Below are 20433 nucleotides of genomic sequence, written 5' to 3' on the forward strand. Positions count from 1 at the left end.
AATAGGTTAAAACATAAAATTTTAACAACCCGAAGTGTAACGCTTCGGGTTTTTTTGCGTCTTTTTCGTAAAGATATGTTAAATTAGCATGATTTTTGATACGTATTATTTTATAAATTTTTTATGGCAGATTTAACACAACACGAATGGATGTCAGAATTAGCAGCAGACAATAATGCTGTCGTTTTAGACGTTAGAACACCTGAAGAGGTTGCTGAAGGTATTATTCCTAATGCAAAACACATTGATATTTTTAAAGGTCAAGGATTTATTGATGAGATCGAAACATTAGATAAATCTAAAACCTATTTTGTGTATTGCAAAGCTGGTGGACGAAGCGGACAAGCTTGTGCTGTGATGAATCAACTCGGATTTAAAAAAACACACAACCTATTAGGAGGCTTCAGCCAATGGCAAGGCGAAGTGTCCTCTTTATAAATCAATCAAAAATGAAAAAAATCACTATCGTTTTAAGTCTTCTTTTCGCATTGTCACTTACCAACTGCGAAAATGATGCACAATCGGAAATTAAAGTCATTTCACCTGAAGAAATGCAAACCCTTTTAGAACTAGATGACGTTCAAGTTGTAGATGTTAGAACACCTGAAGAATATAAAGATGGTTTTATTCACAACTCTCAAAATATCGATTTTAACTCACCTACCTTTGAGGATGATATCACAAAATTAGATAAAACAAAACCTGTTATTTTATATTGTAAATCTGGTGGTCGAAGCGCAAAGTGTTCTAAAAAACTGAAAGAAGCTGGATTTGTGAAAATTTACGATTTAAATGGAGGCATAACCCAATGGAAATTTAAAGGACTAGAACTTCAAACTTTTGATTAAAGTAAGATTTGTACCTATTTAAAAAGCCGAACATATTGTTCGGCTTTTTTTGTTTAAGACTGATATTTGTTAATCAACACTTAATACACACCAATTATCTCTTAGTTTTTTTTAAATTAGCTCCTTTCAATACCTAATTACGACTAATGAAAAACTTAATAATTGCACTTTGTAGCTTTTTAGCAATTTCTATTACTGCTAATGCGCAAGTTTTTGAACCAGTAAAGTGGACAACCTCAGTCGAAAAAATTTCAGATACAGAATACGATTTAATTTCTAATGCTACTATTGATAATGGTTGGCATTTGTATGCTCAAAACGTACCTGAAGATGGTCCTATTCCTACAACGTTTAATTATACTGAATCTTCAGATTTTGAAATTATAGGAAAAACTCAAGAGGACGAAGGTCATACTGTAGATGATCCAATCTTTGAAATGAAAATCAAGTTTTTTGAGAACAAAGCAGAATTTAGACAGCGTATAAAAGTGCTTAATCAGGAATTGTCTTTGGTTGAAGGCGAAGTGGAATTTATGGTTTGTGATGATGAAAAGTGCTTGCCTCCAAATTATATTGCTCTTAAATTTAATTTAACTGAAGCTAAAAAAATAGATGTAACTGAAACCGAATCAAATGTGTTTCAGGCTGATACGTCAAATGATGCATCGCAAATATTAGAACCTGTAAAATGGGAAGCTGCAGTTGAAAAGGTGTCAGATAACGAATTTGTTTTAGTGTCTAAAGCAGCTATCGATAAAGGTTGGAAGTTGTATTCGCAAAAAGTACCAGAAGATGGACCAATTCCTACAGAGTTTTTATACGATTTGCCTGAAGGAGTTGAACTGATTGGAAAAACTTCAGAAGAAGAAGGAAAAGAAATACAAGACAAAGTCTTCAATATGAAGATAAAGTTCTTCAAAAATAAAGCTGAATTCAGACAACACATAAAAATATCTAATAGTGCAATTACATCTGTTAAAGGTGAAGTTGGTTTTATGGCTTGTGACGATGAGAAATGTTTAACACCAAGTTATGTCGATTTAAATTTTGATTTAACTAATGCAACGCAAGCAAAAGCAGTTTCGGTTACTGAAGATTCTGAAGGTGAATCCACACGTGGTTTATGGTCTATTTTCTTTGTAGCGTTTTTATCTGGATTTGTAGCCTTGCTAACACCTTGTGTGTTTCCTATGATTCCAATGACTGTAAGCTTTTTTATTAAACAAAGTCAATCTAAGGCAAAAGGAATTCGTAATGCGATCATTTATGGTTTATCAATCATCATTATTTATGTATTATTAGGAACTATAATTACAGCTATTTTTGGAGCAGATGCTTTAAACGCTTTAGCAACAAATGTTTGGTTTAACTTGATTTTCTTTTTGTTATTGGTTGTATTTGCAATTTCATTCTTAGGAGCTTTCGAGATTGTATTACCTAATTCTTGGGCTAATAAAGCAGACAGACAAGCAGATCGTGGTGGATTAGTTGGAATTTTCTTTATGGCTTTAGCTTTAGCTATTGTGTCATTTTCTTGTACTGGACCAATTGTAGGCACAATTTTAGTTGAAGCAGCTTCAAAAGGAGGTGTTGCTCCAGTTATTGGAATGCTAGGATTTTCTTCTGCTATTGCTTTACCATTTGCCCTATTTGCAGCCTTTCCTGGTTGGTTAAATTCTTTGCCTAAATCTGGAGGATGGCTCAACACAGTAAAAGTCGTTCTCGGATTTTTAGAATTGGCACTGGCATTTAAATTTTTATCGCAAGCCGATTTGGTATTACAATTACACTTCTTAGAACGTGAAGTATTTATTGCTATTTGGATTGCCATTTTTGGAGCTTTAGCTTTGTATCTCTTCGGAAAAATACAATTGCCACATGATTCGCCTTTAAGTCATATTTCTGTTGGACGATTATTATTAGGCTTATTGACCTTATCGTTTACAGTTTATATGATTCCTGGACTTTGGGGAGCACCTCTTAATCTTATTAGTGCATTTCCACCACCAATGGATTACAGTGAATCACCTTATGGTGTTGGAAACTCTAAAGGTGGAGGAGGAATGAGTTCGGCAGATCATTCCGACTTACCAGATGGTGGACACCTGTTGGCACCTCACGATATATTAGCATTTAATGATTACGATAAAGGTTTGGCTTATGCTAAGGAAGTTGGAAAGCCAGTGATGATTGATTTTACAGGTTGGGCTTGCGTAAATTGTAGAAAGATGGAACAAAATGTTTGGGTAAAAGACAAGGTTTTGAATACACTTAAAAACGATATTGTTCTTATTTCTCTTTATGTTGATGATAAGCGTAAACTGTCTGAAGATGAAGTCAGTGATTCTAAATTGAAACCAGGAAAGAAATTACGATATATTGGTCAAAAATGGAGCGAATTGCAAACCATTAAATACAAAACCAATACACAACCGTTTTACGTGCTTATGGATCATAATGAAGAAAATTTAATCCAACCTGTAGGTTATACACCAGATGTTGATGAGTATTACAGTTGGCTAAAAGAAGGTATCGGAAATTTTCAAGAATAGTAGAAGATAAAAGATTTAAGCAGAAAACATCGAATAAGGTTTTTCGTACGTATATAAACCATATCTAATGTTTAAATATGCGTATCAAATTCAAAACATCTTGGTTTAAATGGATTCTTAAAGCCAGTCTAACGGGTTTTCTTTTAATTTTTGGATTTTGGTGTTCAGTATATTTCGGACTTTGGGGAAAACTACCTTCAAAAGAAGATATTTCTAATATCAAACAAGCTGAAGCTAGTGTACTATTAGATACTAATCAAGAACTTTTAGGAAAGTACTTCATTTTTGATCGACAAATAGTCGAATACGAAGCACTTCCAAAGCATTTAGTCAACGCCTTAGTTGCAACTGAAGATGCAAGGTTTTATGAGCATAATGGTGTTGATTATACCAGCTTGTTTCGTGTGTTTTTTAAATCCATTTTACTTCAAGATAATTCTTCAGGAGGCGGAAGTACATTAAGCCAGCAATTAGCCAAAAACATTTATGGAAGAGATAATCATGGATGGTTTAGCATGCCAGTTAATAAGCTAAAAGAAATGATTGTTGCTAAACGGCTTGAAGCGATGTACTCTAAACAAGATATCATTGCCTTGTATTTAAATACAGTGCCTTTTAGTGAAAATGTCTTCGGAATTGAAAGTGCTTCACAACGATTTTTTAACACTTCAGTTAAAGCTCTCAATCTGTCACAATCTGCAACATTAATTGGAACACTTAAAGCACCACACAGTTACAATCCGAGATTATTTCCAGAGCGTAGCCAGTTAAGACGTGATGTGGTACTTCAACAAATGGAAAAATACAACTACATCACTAATGCTGTAAGAATAGAAATAAGTGACGAGCCTTTAGTTGTAGACTATATAAGATTCAATCATTCAAAAGGCTCAGCAGCTTATTTTAGAGAAAAAATAAGGCAAGATGTAAAAGTGCTTTTAGATAGTTTATCAAAAGCTAATAACGAAACTTATAATTTGTATAAAGACGGATTGAAAATTCATACAACGCTCGATGCAGATATGCAACGTTATGCAGAACATGCCATGCAAAAGCATATGAAAGCATTGCAACATCAATTTGAAAAATCGTACGGCAAACAAGCACCTTGGTTGTCTAATACAACATTAATTGATAAAAAAATTAAAGCTTTACCAATTTATAAACGCTTAAAGAAACAGAAATTAAGTGATGACGCTATATTAGATTCCTTGAATGTTAAGACCAAGATGAGTTTATTTTCATGGAAAGAAGACCAAGTGATTGAAGCTTCAATCGTAGATAGTTTAAAGCACATGATGAAATTTCTAAATTCAGGTTTTGTAGCAGTAAACCCTAAAAATGGAGCTGTAAAAGCTTATGTTGGAGGTATCAATTACGAATGGTTTAAATACGATCATGTTTCAGATGCTAAACGACAAGTCGGTTCTACATTCAAACCGATAGTATATACTACTGCTTTAGAAAATGGAATGGATGCTTGTACCTACTATCCTATAAAAGAAATTACTTATACCAACCAAAAAGATTGGACTCCTACTAATAGTGGAAAAAAAGAAGTTGATAGACATCTTAATTATTCATTTGAAAAAGCCTTAAGCGAATCTGTAAATACCATAGCTGTAAAAGTCCTCGAAGATGTCGGAATTGACGCTGTAATTGAACAAGCTGAACGTATGGGAATACAATCCGATTTACCAAAAGTACCTTCGTTAGCTTTAGGAACTGCAGAATTATCGATGTTAGAATTAATTGAAGCCTATACACCTTTTGTTAATGAAGGTCATGTGTCAAAGCCATTTTATATTACTAAAATTGAAGATAAATCTGGTAACATCATTTACGAAAAATCGAGCCGTTATATTGGTACTGAAGCGTTTTCAGAAGCCACTAGGCAAACCATGATTGAAATGATGAAATCTACCATTAACACAGGAACAGCAAGACGTATAAGAAATACTTATGGTTTGCAAAATGATTTGGCAGGAAAAACTGGGACGACGCAAAACAATAAAGATGGTTGGTTTGTGGGCTTAAGTCCAAATTTAGTGATGTTATCTTGGGTTGGAAATGATGACCATCGCATCGGATTTAGTAATACATCTATTGGTCAAGGTGCAAATTCGGCATTGCCAATTGTTGCTTTGTTCTTGAAACAATTGAATACAAATTCAAAATATAATGCAATTACTAAGGCTACATTTGAAACACCTTCAGAAACTATAATCGCATCGCTTGATTGCGAGCCAGAAAAACGTGACGGATTTTTAAAACGTCTATTCACCAAAGACAAAAAAGAACGCAAGTTTGATACAGATTCAAAAGAGAAGGAGAAAAAAGGATTTTTTTCATTCTTAAAGAAAAAGAAGGATAAGGAGTAAAAACGATAATAAGTTTAAAAAGTATTTAAACTGTTAATTATTATCGTCTTCTTCCTGAATAGGTCATAGCTTCACCTTTACCAAATCCATAACTTATTCCAAAAGTAATAAAGCGTCCACGTTGTCTAAAGTTATAGGTTTCAAAAGTGGGTTGATTTACATAGTTTTCTTGTATTCGAGAAGCAAACACATCTCTAACTCCAAGATTAGCAACAATTTTTCCTTTGAATATCTTTTTTCGTAGCCCTAAATCTAAAAAGGCATAACCACTTTGTTCTCCTTGAACTGTTTTAAAACCTGAGCGATAGTTTCCAGTCATTTCTAAATCGATATCTGCTGGCAATCCTATTTTTGAGCCTAATCGAGTTGACCATTGATTTCCTGTGAAATCAAAAACCTGATCTTCAAAAGTCCCTTTTCTATCAAAATAATTGAAATTGAAATCGCCTGTTAGTGTCAACCATTTTGAAGGACTATATTTTCCATTGGTTTCAAAACCAATTGTAGCATTTGTACCAATATTTCTTGGTGTAGACAACGTGACATTATCTTGAAAAGTAGACACACGTTCAACAACATCTGTTGTATATCTATGATAAATACTTGAGCTCAATGACGCTTTTCCAATTTTGTAAATACTGGTCAGTTCATAAGAGTGCGTAAATTCAGGCTGTAAATCTGGATTTCCGGTATTGATATTAAAATTATTTCTGATATTAAAAAACGGATTTAAATCCCATAATCGAGGTCTTAAAATACGTTTAGAATAACCAGCTTGTAGCGAAAAGTTGTCTCCAATTTTATAGGAAGAGTGAAACGTAGGAAATAGATTAGTAAAGTTTTTTGAACTAGATTCATTGGTGTTGGTTAACAATGTGCTAAGGTCTGTGTTTTCAATTCGTAAACCTGCTTTTATTCCCCAAGTATCATTTTCATAAGCACCTGTTGCATATATGCCTAATACGTTTTGATTCCATTCAAAATTGTTGGTGAGGTTTTCGTTAGTGACATAGTTGTTACCAACCAAATCCTGAACTTCAAAATCGTTTCCAACATCATTAATAACATATTGAAAACCAGTTTCTAAAGTATAATTTTCATTTAAAGGGTTAACATAATCTGCTTTAAAGGTATAATCTGATTGTTGAAACTCGGTAGCAGTTCGTTGATTACTATTAACATTGTCACCTTCTAATGTGGTATCTGAAAATTCGGAAGATTGATCTTTTCCAAAAAAACGTCCTAAAGCACTAAGTTGAAAAGTGTGATCTTCATTATTTTGAAATGTTTTTTTCCAGTTAAATTCGTATTGCCATTTCGGATTGGTAGCTTCGGTAGTTTCATTTCTTACCCAACGAGAGATTAAATTATTTCCATCAAAATGATTAAAATTGGTTTCTGAAGGTTGATCTTCTATTTCATAAGCAAAGTTTCCAGAAAGGGTAAATACATTATATTTGTTTAAATGGTAATCTGTACCTAGTGTAATATTGAAGAAAGTTTCATTTCTAAATTCCTCTCCGTTACTGTAAACAGTTTCATTGTTTACAAGATTACGGTTTGTAGCTTCAGTATCTCTTGGTAATGATCGATAGCCAACACCAAACTGTGTAAACAAATTGAATTTTTCAGTTCTACGATTTAAGCTACCACCAATACTGTGGTTGTCTGGTATTCCAGTATTAGCAGAAATAGAACCATTCCATCCCTTTTTGTCTTCTTTCTTTAGAATAATATTTAAAATACCAGAAGTTCCAGAAGCTTCATATTTAGCTGAAGGATTAGTGATTACTTCAACGCTTTCAATCATATCAGCTGTAATGGTTCCAAGAGCATTGCTTGATTGGTCTGCCAATACTGAAGGTTTGCCATTAATTAATATTTGCACACCACCACTTCCACGTAAAGTAACTTCACCTTCAATATTTACGTTTACCGAAGGAACATTGTTTAAAACTTCAAGTGCACTAACACCAGTACTGCTAATGTCTTTTCCGACATTGAAAACACGTTTATCAAGTTTAAAAACAGTTTTAGATACTTCTCCAGTAACAATAACTTCATCTAGAGCTTGACTATCTGAAGCGAGTTGAATAGTACCTAAGTCAATAACTCCATTTGTAATTGTAAATGTTGTAATCGTTTTTGTTTTGTAGCCCATAAAACTAATTTCGAAGTAAACGTTAGTGTTAGTTATAGGGATATTAAATTTACCAAGATCATCAGTTGTACTACCCGAAATAATAACCTTAGTTTCTGAATTGTAAATTGCAACAGTTGCATATGGAACAGGTTGCTTAGTGTCTTCTTCAATCAAAGATCCAATGACCTTGACGCTTTGCTCTTGAGCAAAAGTTAAATGACTTAAGAAGATGATAAAAAAAGTATTAAAAATAAGCTTATAATATAATGTCATGGTACAGAATTTAATAGTTAACCTTTCTTTTTAGAAGTGCATCTATTGAATATTTTCCTGGACCTGTTATAAGTATTGAAAGAAATCCAATTCCATATAGTAATGCTTTTTCCATACCACTAAATCCATCTAAAAGGTGAACTGAAAATGCAGCGACCAACATTGTAATAATTAAAGGGATAACAGATAAACGTGTGAGTAATCCTATGGTTAATAGTAAAGCACAAATGACTTCTGCAAAAACTGTCATTGCCAATGAAGGAATGACACCTATCCCAAAGGGATCAGCAAATTTAATGTCATTGCTTTCAAAAAGCATAGTCCACTTGCCTATGCCGTGTCCAAAAAGCATCGCTAAACCTAGAAACATTCTTAATAGTAAAATGCCTATATCTTTAAAGGCGATAGACTTATCAGGAGTAAGAGTTTTCATATGTTTTAAAAGCTTTAATCAATAGTTTTCAATCGATGTTACAAAGAAATTAAGAAGTATTCAGTCCTAAAAACTTAATACTGTAAACGACACGATCTTACCTATAAAACGAAATTTGATGTTTGTGATGCTGTTATTGTAGTTTGTAGTGCTAATGATTATGATTGGAGAATAAAATACGTATTTAAATACTTAAATAAGTATTTTTATAAAATGAATCTAAAGATGGTATTGTCAAATTTTAAAGCGAAGGAACTGTTTTTTCAATTAGTTCTGCATGTAGTTGTCTTTATCTTTTTTGCTTTTGACAGACGTTTACCAGGTATTGAACCTCACCAATTTTTTTTCTTCTTAAACTATGCTATAGCAGGCTTTGTAATGAATTATATATTGCTGCCAAGTTATCTTTATAAAAGTAATTATTGGTCATTTTTAATTTATACTTTAGTAGTTATTGCTCTAGTAATTTTTGTTGAAGAAGCCATATTAGAGCAACTTTTTTATCCAGATACTCGTGGTAGAAAATTTTTGGGTGTATTCTATAATCTTTTGAGTACGATGCCAACATTAACTATTTTAGTCGGTTTTAAATTTGCTTGGGATGCCTTGAATAAGCAGCGTGAAGTTATGGAATTGAGAAACTCTGTAAAAGAAAGTGAATTGCAATTTTTGAAATCGCAAATAAATCCTCATTTTTTGTTTAATAATATGAATAATTTGTATTCGTATGCCTTAGAAAAATCACCAAAAACTCCAAAACTCATTTTAGAGCTGTCTTCCGTATTGCGTTATATGCTATATGAATGTAAAGCGCAATTTGTACCACTTCAAAAGGAAATAGAACATCTTAACAATTATATTAATCTTAGTAAACTGCAAATTGAAGGTCGTGGACAAGTAAATGTCAACATGGCTAATATGTCCTCACAATATCAAATAGCTCCATTAATACTATCCGTTTTTATTGAAAATGCTTTTAAGCATAGTGCTTCAAGTCAGTCTGAAAACATTTTGATTGATATAACGGTAACTTTAGATGACAATGGTAAGTTAAGTTTTTTATGCGAAAACACCTTTTTAAAACAAAGCAACACAGATAGTCTTGATCAAGGTATAGGCTTAGAAAATGTAAAGAAGCGATTGAATTTAATTTATCCTGATTCACACGAACTGGATATTCGTATAGATAAAGGTTTGTACTTCGTTAAGTTGATGATAAATTTAACTCATAGCGTATAATTATGAAATGTATTATTATAGAAGATCAGTTACCAGCACAACGTATTCTTAAAAAATATATTGAAGATATTGGTTCGCTTGAATTGATTGCTACCTATACCAATGCTATGGAAGCTATTCAGATTTTGAATTCTGAGACCATAGATTTAATGTTTTTAGATATACATCTTCCTAAGATATCAGGTTTGGAGTTTTTAAAAACACTATCCAATCCTCCACAGGTTATATTAACAACTGCCTTTCAAGAATATGCATTAGAAAGCTATGAATTTAATGTGATAGATTATCTGTTAAAACCTTTTTCATTCCAACGTTTTGTTAAAGCCATTTCAAAGGTTCGTATTCAAACTGAAAATACTCTGACACAAATAAAAGGCCAAGATGCAATTAAGCGTATGGATGAAATTTATGTAAAAAGTGGTCATGATCATATTCGAATTAGTATTGATGATATTTATTATATAATGGCAGATTCAGACTATACAGAACTTCATTTAGCAGAAAAAAAGCACTTGTCATCTCAATCCTTACGTTACTGGGAGTTACAATTAAGGGAAAGCAAGTTTATTCGAATTCACAAATCATATATTGTGAATACTTCTAAAATCATTAAGGTTTCTGGTAATCAAGTGTTTATTGAAAGTGAAAAAGTAGTGCCAATAGGCCGAGCCTATAAATCTGATTTTACAGAACGTTTTATTCTGTAATTTATAAAACAAACCTCAACTAATTTATTTACAATTAGTTGAGGTTTGTTTTTGTGGAGTCGGAGAGAATCGAACTCTCGTCCAAACAAGCTATTAAAGAGCTTTCTACACGTTTAGTCGTTTGTTAGATTTTCGATTACAAGCTGGCAAAAGACAGCCTACTTACAACTTAGCTTCTTAATCTCGAAAAGGCATCAAAGCACTACCTAATCTAAGTTAATATTTACGATGCCTCTAGTAAGAACGCCATTAACCAAGGCTTTCTGGAGACATAAAGCTTGCTCACCTAGTGAGCCGAGGCTTAATCTTACTATAATTCAGATTATGCAGCTAAAGCGTAGTTATTCTCGCCGTTTAAAAGTTTGACCTAGCCTTTAACGTGTATCAATGTCATTACACGACGTGCTTACCGTTTAATGAGTCTCGCTGTCAAAACCAGTCGACCCCTTTCAGTAATTTTTATTTTGGCGTTCCCTTTCGGGTCAGGCTCTCACTACTCGCTCTCTGTGAGGAGCTCAAACAATCAGCTTGCGCTAAACGCAGCTGAAGCGTTCCATCCTTAACGCAGCATGCAAAGTTATCAAAAAGTTTGTATAACCCTACTTTTACACCTATTTTAGTGCAAATTTTATACCAATTCAGAAAACAGTCAACTCTGTCAGTTTTCTATTCAATTTATAAACGATTAAATGAAATTCGGAATCATCAAAGAACGCAAAAACCCACCAGACAGACGTGTGGTGTTTTCACCAGAAAAATTGGCTCAAGCCAAAGTACAATTTCCTCAAGCAGAATTTATAGTTGAGTCTTCAAATATTAGAGTCTTTCCAGATGAGGCTTATCGTGCTAAGGGTTTTGAAATAACTAACGATATTTCTGATTGCGATGTATTACTTGGTGTAAAAGAAGTGCCCTTAGAAGCTTTAATTCCGAATAAAAAATACTTCTATTTTTCACATACCATTAAAAAGCAACCATACAATCGTAAATTGCTTAAAGCTATGCTAGAAAAAAATATTGAAATGTACGATCACGAAACCATTGTTAAGAAAAGCGGATCAAGACTTATAGGTTTTGGACGCTATGCAGGTTTGGTTGGTGCTTATAACGGATTTCGTGCATTGGGTTTACGTGATAACTTATTTAATCTACCAAAAGTAGAACATTTGGCAGATCTCGATGAGGTCAAAGCCGAGTTAGATAAAATTACCATTCCTAATATAAAGATTGCGTTATCTGGAACAGGAAAAGTTGCCATGGGAGCAAAAGAAATCTTAGATCACCTAAAAATTAAAGAAGTTAGTGATGCATTGTATTTAACCTCTCAATTCACTGAGCCAGTTTATTGTATGATAGATGTGATGGAATACAATAAACGCATCGATGGAAAAGTTGGAGATAAACGAGAATTCTATAAAGATCCAACCGGATATGAAAGTAACTTTATGGCTTATGCTAAAGAGACCGATTTTTTTATTGCTGGTCATTTTTATGGTGATGGTGCACCATTTTTATTTACAAGAGAAGATGCAAAACGCCCTGATTTTAGAATCAATTTGGTAGCTGATGTGTCTTGTGATATTGATGGTCCAGTAGCAAGCACAATTCGTCCATCTACTATTGCAGATCCTTTTTATGGTTATGACCCTCATACTGAAACCGAAGTGGCCTTTGATGCCGATGAAGCCATTACTGTAATGGCTGTCGATAATTTACCTTGTGAGTTACCAAAGGATGCAAGTGAAGGTTTTGGTGAGATGTTTTTAGAACATGTTATTCCTGCCTTTTTTAATGGTGACGAACGTGGTATTTTAAAACGCGCTAAAATGACTACTGCTGAAGGAAAACTTACAGAGCGTTTTAATTATTTGCAAGAGTTTGTCGATGGACGAGAATAAAATAAAAACAGCTTTGGTTACTGGAGCTGCATCTGGATTAGGATTTGAGCTGGCATCTTTGTTAGCAAAGGATGCTTATCAACTTATTTTAATTGATATAGATTCTGAAAAGCTTAAACAAGCTAAAGAATCAATATTGAGCACATACCAAACCAAGATTAGTTTAATGGTAAAAGATTTATGTTCAGTAAATATTGCTCAAGAAATTTATAACGAAATAGAAGGTGTTAAAATAGATGTCGTTATAAATAATGCAGGTTTCGGGTTGTTTGGGACATTTTATAATACAGATTGGGAACGCGAATCTAATATGTTGCATTTACATATTTTAACAACAACACATCTGCTAAAGTTAATTTTGCCAGATATGGTAAAACGTGGTTCTGGTAAAATCTTAAATGTATCATCTTTAGCTGCTTTTCAACCTGGACCGTTAATGGCATTATATTATGCTTCTAAGGCCTATCTGTTATCATTTTCTCAAGCCATTTCAAATGAGTTAAAAGGTACAGGTGTAACAGTTACAGTCTTGTGTCCTGGTCCAACAAAAACATCATTTCAAGGTGTGGTTTCTCAAGGATGTAGTGATAATAAAATCACATTTAATATGGCATGTCCTAAAGCAGTTGCAGCTTATGGTTATAAAACAATGCACAATGGTAGAGTTGTTGCAATTCCAGGAATGCTTAATAAATTTCTATCCATCTTACCACGAATGTTAACTAGAAATAGAGCTACAAAAATTGTAAGACATATTCAAGATAAAAACAGACAAACCTAATCGGTTTATAGATGATTTTTGCTTATATGAACAATAAGCATTTTAGTTCGCTGAATTAATTTTTCATACTTTTAACACGCAACTTTTTTAATAGGAGTACATCTATTATTTGTAATCATCAATATAAACCTATGAAACTATTTAGAAATCTATTCGTTTTTGCATGTGTATTAATTGTATCGTCTTGTGAAGATGATAATTGGAATACAGATAATCCAACAACTGAAGAAGAACAAGTCTCAAATTTTTCAGAGAATTTTGGAAGCTCAATTAATGCTCGCTTTATGGGTAAAGTTATTAATGAGGAAAATAATCCTATTTCAGACGCCATAATTTCTATAGGAAATACGATGACCACTACAGATTCAAATGGTGTATTTTCAATTCTTGATGCTTCAGTTTTTGAAAAATTTGCTTACATCACAGCAAAAAAGGAAGGTTATATTAATGGTTCTAGAGCTTTAGTTCCTTCAGATGGAATCAATCAAGTCACCATTATGCTTCTAAATTTAGATACAACAGCTACCATAAATTCAGGAGAAATAAGTACTGTAGATTTACAAAATGGGACTCAAGTTACCTTTGATGGAAATTTTGTTAATGCTGAAGGCGAGAGTTATTCTGGAGCTGTCAATGTAACACTTAAACACTTGAATCCTGATAGCAATACGATGGAATTACAAATGCCAGGAATGCTATTTGCTGAAAACGCTAATGGAAGTCCAAGAGTTTTAGAAACTTATGGAATGATAGCTGTAGAACTACGCAGCACTTCTGGAGAAGAATTAAACTTAGCTGAAGGAAGCACAGCAGAAATTTCAGCTCCTGTTCCTCAAAATGTAACGAATACACCACCAACTATTCCGCTTTGGTCATTTGATGAAGAAAATGGTTATTGGAAAGAAGAAGGCTCTGCTACACTTCAAGGAGGAAATTATGTTGGAAACGTATCTCATTTTAGTTTTTGGAATTGGGATTTTCAGTATCCAGCAGTGACACTTTGTATTACACTTACTGATGTAAACGGAAACCCTTTACCTTATACAGCTTTAGACTTGTATTCTCCAGCATTGGCGTCAACTGGATCTTATGGATATACAAATGCGAATGGAGAAGAATGTGGTCTTGTTCCAGCCAATGATGAAATGACTTTGGTTGTTCCTTCATTTGGATGTGTTGCTAATGAGTTTACTACTACAATTGGACCTTTCTCTTCAGATCAAAACATAACTATACAAGTTTCAGATGCAGATGCACTGCTGACAAATTTTATTGGAGTATTTAATGATTGTTCTGGTAATCCTATTACAGAGGGTTACATGCAATTATTTTACAACGATTCAACACAAACTATACCTATTGATAATGGAATATTAGATCTTGCAATTGATTATTGTAGTGATAATACAGCGTATTCTGCTTTGGTAGTCGATTTGTTAGGCAATCAAACAACTGATGTTGTGACAGGAAACTTTACTGAACCAACAACCGATTTAGGTTCGCAAATGTCTTGTGTTGATTTAACAGATTCTGATGATGACGGTGTTTTTGATATTGATGAAGATGTTAATGGAGATACTGATTTAGATAATGATGATACTGATGGTGATGGAATTCCAAATTACTTAGATGAAGACGATGATGGTGATGGTGTGAATACTATTGATGAAGATCGTGATAATGATGGAAATCCATCAAATGATGATAGTGATGGAGATGACATACCAGACTATTTAGATAATGTTGATGTTGAAATTTATGGAGCTGAAGTAGCAGGAGAAGGTTGTGCTCCAAATTTAATATTTGATTTTGATGCTGTGATTTTACAGTCGTATTCAGGTTTAATAAATAATACCTATTCATTTTATTTATCTGAAGCTGACGCTTTAGCAGATGTAAATCCGTTACCAAACCCATTCATTGATGATGGAACTACAAGTATGCTTTTTGTGAGAGCTACGAATACAATAACAAATCAATTTGCTGTTGAAGTTGTGTATGTGTATGAAGATTACTTAGACTCTGATCAAGATGGTTTATCCGATTGTGAAGAATTAACAGGAGTAAATAGTTCTAACCCAAATTTTGAATGCAATCCAAATGGCAATATTACAGACCCAAATGATCCAGATAGCGATGATGATGGCTTTGACGATTGTACTGAAGCTCAAGCAGGCACAGATCCTAATGATCCTGCTAGTTTTCCTGACATACCAATGTTTAATTGTTGTAATAATGATTCATTAAGTGATTTGGATGTAGATACTATAATGAATTCGAATTTAGATGTTAATTTCCCTGATTTAATTACACCAAATGGTGATGGCTATAATGATCTCTTTAACATATTTAATATTGAGCTTTATCCTAGTAATATGCTTCGAATTTATAATGACCAAGATGAACTTGTATTTTTAAGAGAAAATTATGATAATGAGCCTCTCAACGCTTTTGATGGTGACACAAATACTGGTATTGAAATATTTGACGGAACACTAAGATATGAATTGATATTTTCTGATGAAGATGGACAAGAAAATATTAGAAATGGTTTTGTGTGTGTGGTTACTCAAGTTTATTCTGGCACGAATTTTTTAGAAAGCAATTGTAATACAGGTTTCGATCCTATAATTGTTGATTAAATAATATTTAATAGTTTAAAAAAAGGAAAGCATATTGCTTTCCTTTTTTGTTTTAAACTCAATTAAAAAATGCACTTTTAAGCTTCGCATGGTGTTATTCTTAATTCGATTGCTATTAAAATTTAAAAATTAACATTCCGTTGTGGTTATTAACAAGTATGATATTTGTCATATTTTGAATTGAGCAGACGTTTAATTTTGTAAGGATTCATTTTAATTCTTCAAAAATTTAATTCGATATGACTACTTCTACATTGAACAGAAAAACATACACCTACGACGATGTTTTTAAACATTCATTACTCTATTTTAATAATGACGAACTTGCTGCTACCACGTGGATTAACAAGTACTGTTTAAAAGATAAGCAAGGAAATTTCTTAGAAAAAACGCCAGATGAGATGCATTTACGTATGGCGAAAGAGTTTGCTAGAATTGAAGAAAGATATACATATAACGAAACTTCACTAGATAATTTATCTACTTACGGAAAAAGCCGAAAACAGTTAGACAAAACTAAAATATATCAATTATTTAAAGATTTTAAGTACGTTATTCCACAAGGAAGTGTAATGTTTGGTTTGGGCAACGATCAAGTCATTGCTTCATTGTCAAATTGCATAGTGGTGCCTTCAGTTTTAGATTCTTATGGAGGAGTGTGTTATACCGACGAACAATTAGCACAATTATTTAAAAGGCGTTGTGGAGTTGGTGTCGATTTGTCAGAATTAAGACCAAAAGATGCACAAGTGTCTAATGCAGCTGGTTCAACTACTGGAGCAGTGTCGTTTATGAATCGTTTTTCAAACACTACAAGAGAAGTAGCTCAAAACGGAAGACGTGGTGCTCTAATGCTCACTATGGATGTAAAACATCCAGATATTGAAGATTTTATAACGGTAAAACAAGATTTAACAAAAATTACTGGTGCAAATATTTCTATTCGTTTATCAGATGAATTTATGCAAGCCGTTGTTAATGATGCAAAATTTACGTTGCAATGGCCAATTGAAAGTAAAACACCAAAATATACTAAGGAAATTAATGCTAAGGATTTGTGGCAAAAAATTATTACTTGCGCACATAATACTGCAGAACCAGGTTTGATTTTTTGGGATAGACAGCATTATTACTCTACATCTTCGGTATATCCAGAGTTTAAAAACAGTTCTACTAATCCATGTTCTGAAATCGCGATGCAAGGTGGAGACAGTTGCCGATTGATTGCAGTTAATTTATTCAGTTTTGTTGAAGCTCCTTTTACTAAAAAGGCAAAATTTAATCTAAAGAAATTTTACGAGGTGGTTTATGAATCACAACGTCTTATGGACGATTTGGTAGATTTAGAATTAGAAGCTGTTGAACGTATTTTAGATAAAATAAACTCAGATCCAGAACCTGATACAATTAAACGAACAGAAAAAGAAACTTGGGAATTATTAAAAGAGACTGGTAGAAAAGGGAGACGAACAGGTCTTGGATTTACGGCTTTAGCTGATGCAATGGCAGCTTTAGGAATCAAGTTTGATACTGATGAAGCTTTAACTGTGGTAAATGATATTATGAAAACAAAAATGACTGCCGAATTTGATAGTAGTATTGATATGGCAATTACTAGAGGTCAGTTTGAAGTATTTAATCGAAACATTGAAGATACCTCAGAATTTGTTCAAATGATGGCAGAAGAATTTCCTGAGCTTTATGAAAAAATGATGGAGTTTGGTCGTCGTAATATTTCCATAAGTACTGTTGCTCCAACAGGTTCTTTGAGCATGTTGGCACAAGTGTCTTCTGGTATAGAACCAGTTTTTTTATTGTCATACATAAGACGAAGAAAAGTGAATACCAATGATGAAAATTCAAAAGTAGATTTTGTTGATGATTTAGGAGATGCCTTTGAAGAGTTTACTGTATATCATAAAAAATATGAAGTATGGATGAACACAACTGGTAAAACTGACGTGTCTGAAAGTCCTTATGCAGGAGCTACTGCTCCAGAAATCGATTGGAAAAAACGTGTTGAAATGCAAGCCTTGGTACAAAAATATACAACACATTCAATCAGTTCAACCATTAACTTAGCGTCTGATGTTACTGTAGATTTAGTAGGAGATATTTATATTGATTCTTGGCAAAAGGGATTAAAAGGAATTACGGTTTATAGAGATGGATCTCGAAGTGGAATTTTAGTGTCTACAGATGATAAACCTGAAGAAAAAAGCGGAAATATAACCGAAACCTTAATAGCTAAACGTCCTGATGTAGTAGAAGCAGAAATTGTACGTTTTCATAATGAATCTGAAAAATGGTTAGCTGTAATTGGTTTGGTTGACGGTCGACCTTATGAAATTTTCACAGGTAAAATGAAAGACGCTTTTAACTTGCCACAATGGGTAGACAAAGGTTGGGTTATTAAAAATAGAAATGAAGATAATACATCGCGATATGACTTTCAGTATATTGATAGTGAAGGCTATAAGGTAACTATTGAAGGGTTGTCGCGTTCATTTGATAAAGAATTTTGGAATTATGCCAAACTTATCTCTGGAGTATTACGTCATGGCATGCCAATTCCTTATGTGGTAGATTTAATTCAGAATTTAAATTTATATGACGATCATATTAATACTTGGAAAAATGGAGTCGCTCGAGCTTTAAAGCGTTTTGTGCCAGAAGGTACAGAAGCTGTAGATAAAAAATGTCCAAATTGTAATGATCCTGAAGGTTTAATTTTTGAAGAGGGTTGCTTAAAATGTAAAAGTTGCGGACATTCTAAATGTGGCTGATTTTAAAAACGAATATTTTTTATAAACTAAGAATTCTAATATGTTAACTTTGGATTTAAAAAATAGATGTTATTTTGAATCCAGCTGAAGCCTATATTTTAAAACAACAAGAACCGTTTAAGTCAATATTTTTGCATTTGCAAATCTTAATTGAGCACACTTTTTCTGAAGCCGAATTAAAATATAAGTGGCGAATTCCGTGTTATTATGTGAGTTCACGACCATTATGTTATTTAAATCAGAGTAAAGATTATGTAGATGTTGGTTTTTGGCATTCTGCTCATTTAACTAAGTATACAGAACACATGGTGTCTGAAAACAGAAAGGTGGTAAAATCTATGAGATACAAATCCTTAGAAGATATTAATGACGAATTACTCATTCTCATTCTAAAAGAAGTTGAGAAGCATAAAAACAAATCATTTTTAAAGTGAGTTTATAAATCTTTATAAACGATATAATTTTCGAAAACTAATCCTTTTAATGATTTTTTCTGCTTCTTTTCCACTTCATAAAAATGGGAATCAAAAAACGGAAGCGCAGTAATACTTACATCAGATTTAATAGTATCAAAGCCATTCATACTCACACGAGATTCTATAATTCTAAGTAGTTTTGAAGCTATTGTTTGACGTTGAAAGTCTTTATGAACAAATAAACCATCTAGGTAATTGCCATTTTTTAAATAGGAAAAACCAACAATTTGATGATTCAACTCAGCTACTAAAAAATAGAATTTGTTGATTCTTTCAGTCCATTTTTTTAGATTGTCTGCACCAGAAGACCATACTTCAATTTGTTGCTCTGAATAGTGTTGTGAGTTAACAGTTCTAATTGTGTCTCTAAAAATAGCCGTTATTTCAGGTAAATCGTCTAGAGTTGCTTCTCTAAAATCTAAATCTTCAAGCATCATTATAAGCTATTAATTGTTTTTCTTATCGCAACCAAATTACTCAGAAGACCTTCTAAATTATCTAAATGAAGCATATTTGCACCATCGCTTTTGGCATTTGCAGGATCAAAATGAGTTTCAATGAATAAGCCATCTACATGATTAACAACACCAGCTCTAGCAATGGTTTCAATCATATCTGGTCGTCCACCAGTTACACCAATGCTTTGGTTAGGTTGTTGTAAGGAATGCGTTACATCTAAAACGGTTGGTGCATATTCGCGCATGGTTGGAATACCTCTAAAATCGACAATCATATCTTGGTAGCCAAACATCGTGCCTCGATCTGTAATCCACGCTTTGTCATTTCCCGAATCTTTCACTTTTTGAACGGCATGTTTCATGGCTTCAGGACTCATAAATTGTCCTTTCTTCAAATTAACGACTTTACCAGTTTTTGCAGCAGCTACAACTAAATCGGTTTGTCGCACTAAAAACGCTGGAATTTGTAACACATCAACATATTCAGCAGCCAATGCAGCATCACCTACCTCATGAATATCAGTAACCGTTGGAACATCAAAGGTTTCAGAAACTTTTTTAAGGATTTTCAAGGCTTTCTCATCACCAATGCCTGTAAAGCTATCAATACGACTGCGATTGGCTTTTTTAAAACTTCCTTTAAATACGTAAGGAATACTAAGATTATCAGTAATGCCTACTACTTTTTCGGCAATACGTAATGCCATGTCTTCACTTTCAATAGCGCAAGGACCACAAAGTAAAAAGAAGTTATTGGAGTTGGTGTGTTTTAATTTCGGAACGTCTTGAAGAGTCATTGAATATAAGTTTCAAATT

General features: G+C 33.1%; 15 protein-coding genes and 1 other RNA gene. 11 read left to right on the forward strand and 5 right to left on the reverse strand.

Translation table 11 applies throughout. From position 1 onward, the window contains the following. Positions 1-123 precede the first annotated feature (123 nt). From ACP15M_RS12465 to ACP15M_RS12480, 4 genes are all read left to right on the forward strand, one after another. A complete protein-coding gene (locus ACP15M_RS12465) occupies positions 124-438 on the forward strand; it encodes a rhodanese-like domain-containing protein (protein ID WP_425077538.1) in 315 nt (104 codons plus the stop codon). 11 nt (positions 439-449) lie between these two features. Continuing rightward, on the forward strand, positions 450-848 hold the full coding sequence (locus ACP15M_RS12470; protein WP_425077539.1) for a rhodanese-like domain-containing protein: 399 nt from the start codon (positions 450-452) through the stop codon (positions 846-848). Between the two features lie 146 nt (positions 849-994). Next, on the forward strand, positions 995-3400 hold the full coding sequence (locus ACP15M_RS12475; protein WP_425077540.1) for a protein-disulfide reductase DsbD domain-containing protein: 2406 nt from the start codon (positions 995-997) through the stop codon (positions 3398-3400). 77 nt (positions 3401-3477) lie between these two features. Further along, positions 3478-5781, forward strand: coding sequence for a transglycosylase domain-containing protein (locus tag ACP15M_RS12480; RefSeq protein WP_425077541.1), 2304 nt, complete (start codon positions 3478-3480; stop codon positions 5779-5781). Between the two features lie 40 nt (positions 5782-5821). Here the strand turns inward: ACP15M_RS12480 and ACP15M_RS12485 are convergent, their stop codons facing one another. Together ACP15M_RS12485 and ACP15M_RS12490 are read right to left on the reverse strand one after the other, a co-directional pair. Then, positions 5822-8197, reverse strand: a complete 2376-nt coding sequence (locus ACP15M_RS12485) for a TonB-dependent receptor domain-containing protein (RefSeq protein WP_425077542.1) — start codon at positions 8195-8197, stop codon at positions 5822-5824. A 10-nt stretch (positions 8198-8207) separates the two neighbouring features. Next, on the reverse strand, positions 8208-8630 hold the full coding sequence (locus tag ACP15M_RS12490; protein ID WP_425077543.1) for a DoxX family protein: 423 nt from the start codon (positions 8628-8630) through the stop codon (positions 8208-8210). 213 nt (positions 8631-8843) lie between these two features. On the opposite strand from ACP15M_RS12490, the gene ACP15M_RS12495 reads away from it, so the two are divergent. Both ACP15M_RS12495 and ACP15M_RS12500 read left to right on the forward strand, forming a co-directional pair. Then, positions 8844-9869, forward strand: coding sequence for a sensor histidine kinase (locus ACP15M_RS12495; RefSeq protein WP_425077544.1), 1026 nt, complete (start codon positions 8844-8846; stop codon positions 9867-9869). A 2-nt stretch (positions 9870-9871) separates the two neighbouring features. Beyond that, on the forward strand, positions 9872-10576 hold the full coding sequence (locus ACP15M_RS12500) for a LytR/AlgR family response regulator transcription factor (RefSeq protein ID WP_425077545.1): 705 nt from the start codon (positions 9872-9874) through the stop codon (positions 10574-10576). A gap of 51 nt (positions 10577-10627) precedes the next feature. Here the strand turns inward: ACP15M_RS12500 and ssrA are convergent. After that, positions 10628-11023, reverse strand: a transfer-messenger RNA (tmRNA) gene (gene ssrA / locus ACP15M_RS12505). Between the two features lie 242 nt (positions 11024-11265). Here ssrA and ACP15M_RS12510 point away from each other — a divergent pair. The 5 genes from ACP15M_RS12510 to ACP15M_RS12530 all read left to right on the forward strand — a co-directional run bounded on the left by ACP15M_RS12510 (position 11266) and on the right by ACP15M_RS12530 (position 19117). Then, on the forward strand, positions 11266-12474 hold the full coding sequence (locus tag ACP15M_RS12510) for an NAD(P)-dependent oxidoreductase (protein ID WP_425077546.1): 1209 nt from the start codon (positions 11266-11268) through the stop codon (positions 12472-12474). After that, entirely contained in the window at positions 12461-13255 is a 795-nt protein-coding gene (locus ACP15M_RS12515; RefSeq protein ID WP_425077547.1) for an SDR family NAD(P)-dependent oxidoreductase, read from the forward strand. Before ACP15M_RS12510 ends, ACP15M_RS12515 begins: the two co-directional genes overlap by 14 nt. A 131-nt stretch (positions 13256-13386) precedes the next feature. Then, positions 13387-15897, forward strand: coding sequence for a gliding motility-associated C-terminal domain-containing protein (locus ACP15M_RS12520; RefSeq protein ID WP_425077548.1), 2511 nt, complete (start codon positions 13387-13389; stop codon positions 15895-15897). A 239-nt stretch (positions 15898-16136) separates the two neighbouring features. Continuing rightward, positions 16137-18683 carry an adenosylcobalamin-dependent ribonucleoside-diphosphate reductase gene (locus ACP15M_RS12525; protein ID WP_425077549.1) on the forward strand — a complete coding sequence of 849 codons (2547 nt, stop codon included), beginning with the start codon at positions 16137-16139 and terminating at the stop codon, positions 18681-18683. Positions 18684-18757: 74 nt separating this feature from the next. Next, positions 18758-19117, forward strand: coding sequence for a DUF1801 domain-containing protein (locus ACP15M_RS12530; protein ID WP_425077550.1), 360 nt, complete (start codon positions 18758-18760; stop codon positions 19115-19117). A gap of 2 nt (positions 19118-19119) precedes the next feature. Here ACP15M_RS12530 and ACP15M_RS12535 read toward each other — a convergent pair whose 3' ends face one another. Continuing rightward, positions 19120-19596 carry a GNAT family N-acetyltransferase gene (locus ACP15M_RS12535; protein ID WP_425077551.1) on the reverse strand — a complete coding sequence of 159 codons (477 nt, stop codon included), beginning with the start codon at positions 19594-19596 and terminating at the stop codon, positions 19120-19122. Further along, positions 19596-20414, reverse strand: a complete 819-nt coding sequence (kdsA, locus tag ACP15M_RS12540; RefSeq protein WP_425077552.1) for a 3-deoxy-8-phosphooctulonate synthase — start codon at positions 20412-20414, stop codon at positions 19596-19598. The genes ACP15M_RS12535 and kdsA overlap by 1 nt, the downstream gene beginning before the upstream one ends. Positions 20415-20433 lie beyond the last annotated feature (19 nt).

It is taken from the genome of Psychroserpens sp. S379A, from assembly GCF_049800755.1.
Lineage (GTDB): Bacteria > Bacteroidota > Bacteroidia > Flavobacteriales > Flavobacteriaceae > Psychroserpens.

Coding starts and splice junctions, on each gene's coding strand:
- ACP15M_RS12465 (WP_425077538.1), top strand. CDS start 124: ATGGCAGATTTAACACAACACGAATGGATGTCAGAATTAGCAGCAGAC.
- ACP15M_RS12470 (WP_425077539.1), top strand. CDS start 450: ATGAAAAAAATCACTATCGTTTTAAGTCTTCTTTTCGCATTGTCACTT.
- ACP15M_RS12475 (WP_425077540.1), top strand. CDS start 995: ATGAAAAACTTAATAATTGCACTTTGTAGCTTTTTAGCAATTTCTATT.
- ACP15M_RS12480 (WP_425077541.1), top strand. CDS start 3,478: ATGCGTATCAAATTCAAAACATCTTGGTTTAAATGGATTCTTAAAGCC.
- ACP15M_RS12485 (WP_425077542.1), bottom strand. CDS start 8,197: ATGACATTATATTATAAGCTTATTTTTAATACTTTTTTTATCATCTTC.
- ACP15M_RS12490 (WP_425077543.1), bottom strand. CDS start 8,630: ATGAAAACTCTTACTCCTGATAAGTCTATCGCCTTTAAAGATATAGGC.
- ACP15M_RS12495 (WP_425077544.1), top strand. CDS start 8,844: ATGAATCTAAAGATGGTATTGTCAAATTTTAAAGCGAAGGAACTGTTT.
- ACP15M_RS12500 (WP_425077545.1), top strand. CDS start 9,872: ATGAAATGTATTATTATAGAAGATCAGTTACCAGCACAACGTATTCTT.
- ACP15M_RS12510 (WP_425077546.1), top strand. CDS start 11,266: ATGAAATTCGGAATCATCAAAGAACGCAAAAACCCACCAGACAGACGT.
- ACP15M_RS12515 (WP_425077547.1), top strand. CDS start 12,461: ATGGACGAGAATAAAATAAAAACAGCTTTGGTTACTGGAGCTGCATCT.
- ACP15M_RS12520 (WP_425077548.1), top strand. CDS start 13,387: ATGAAACTATTTAGAAATCTATTCGTTTTTGCATGTGTATTAATTGTA.
- ACP15M_RS12525 (WP_425077549.1), top strand. CDS start 16,137: ATGACTACTTCTACATTGAACAGAAAAACATACACCTACGACGATGTT.
- ACP15M_RS12535 (WP_425077551.1), bottom strand. CDS start 19,596: ATGATGCTTGAAGATTTAGATTTTAGAGAAGCAACTCTAGACGATTTA.
- kdsA (WP_425077552.1), bottom strand. CDS start 20,414: ATGACTCTTCAAGACGTTCCGAAATTAAAACACACCAACTCCAATAAC.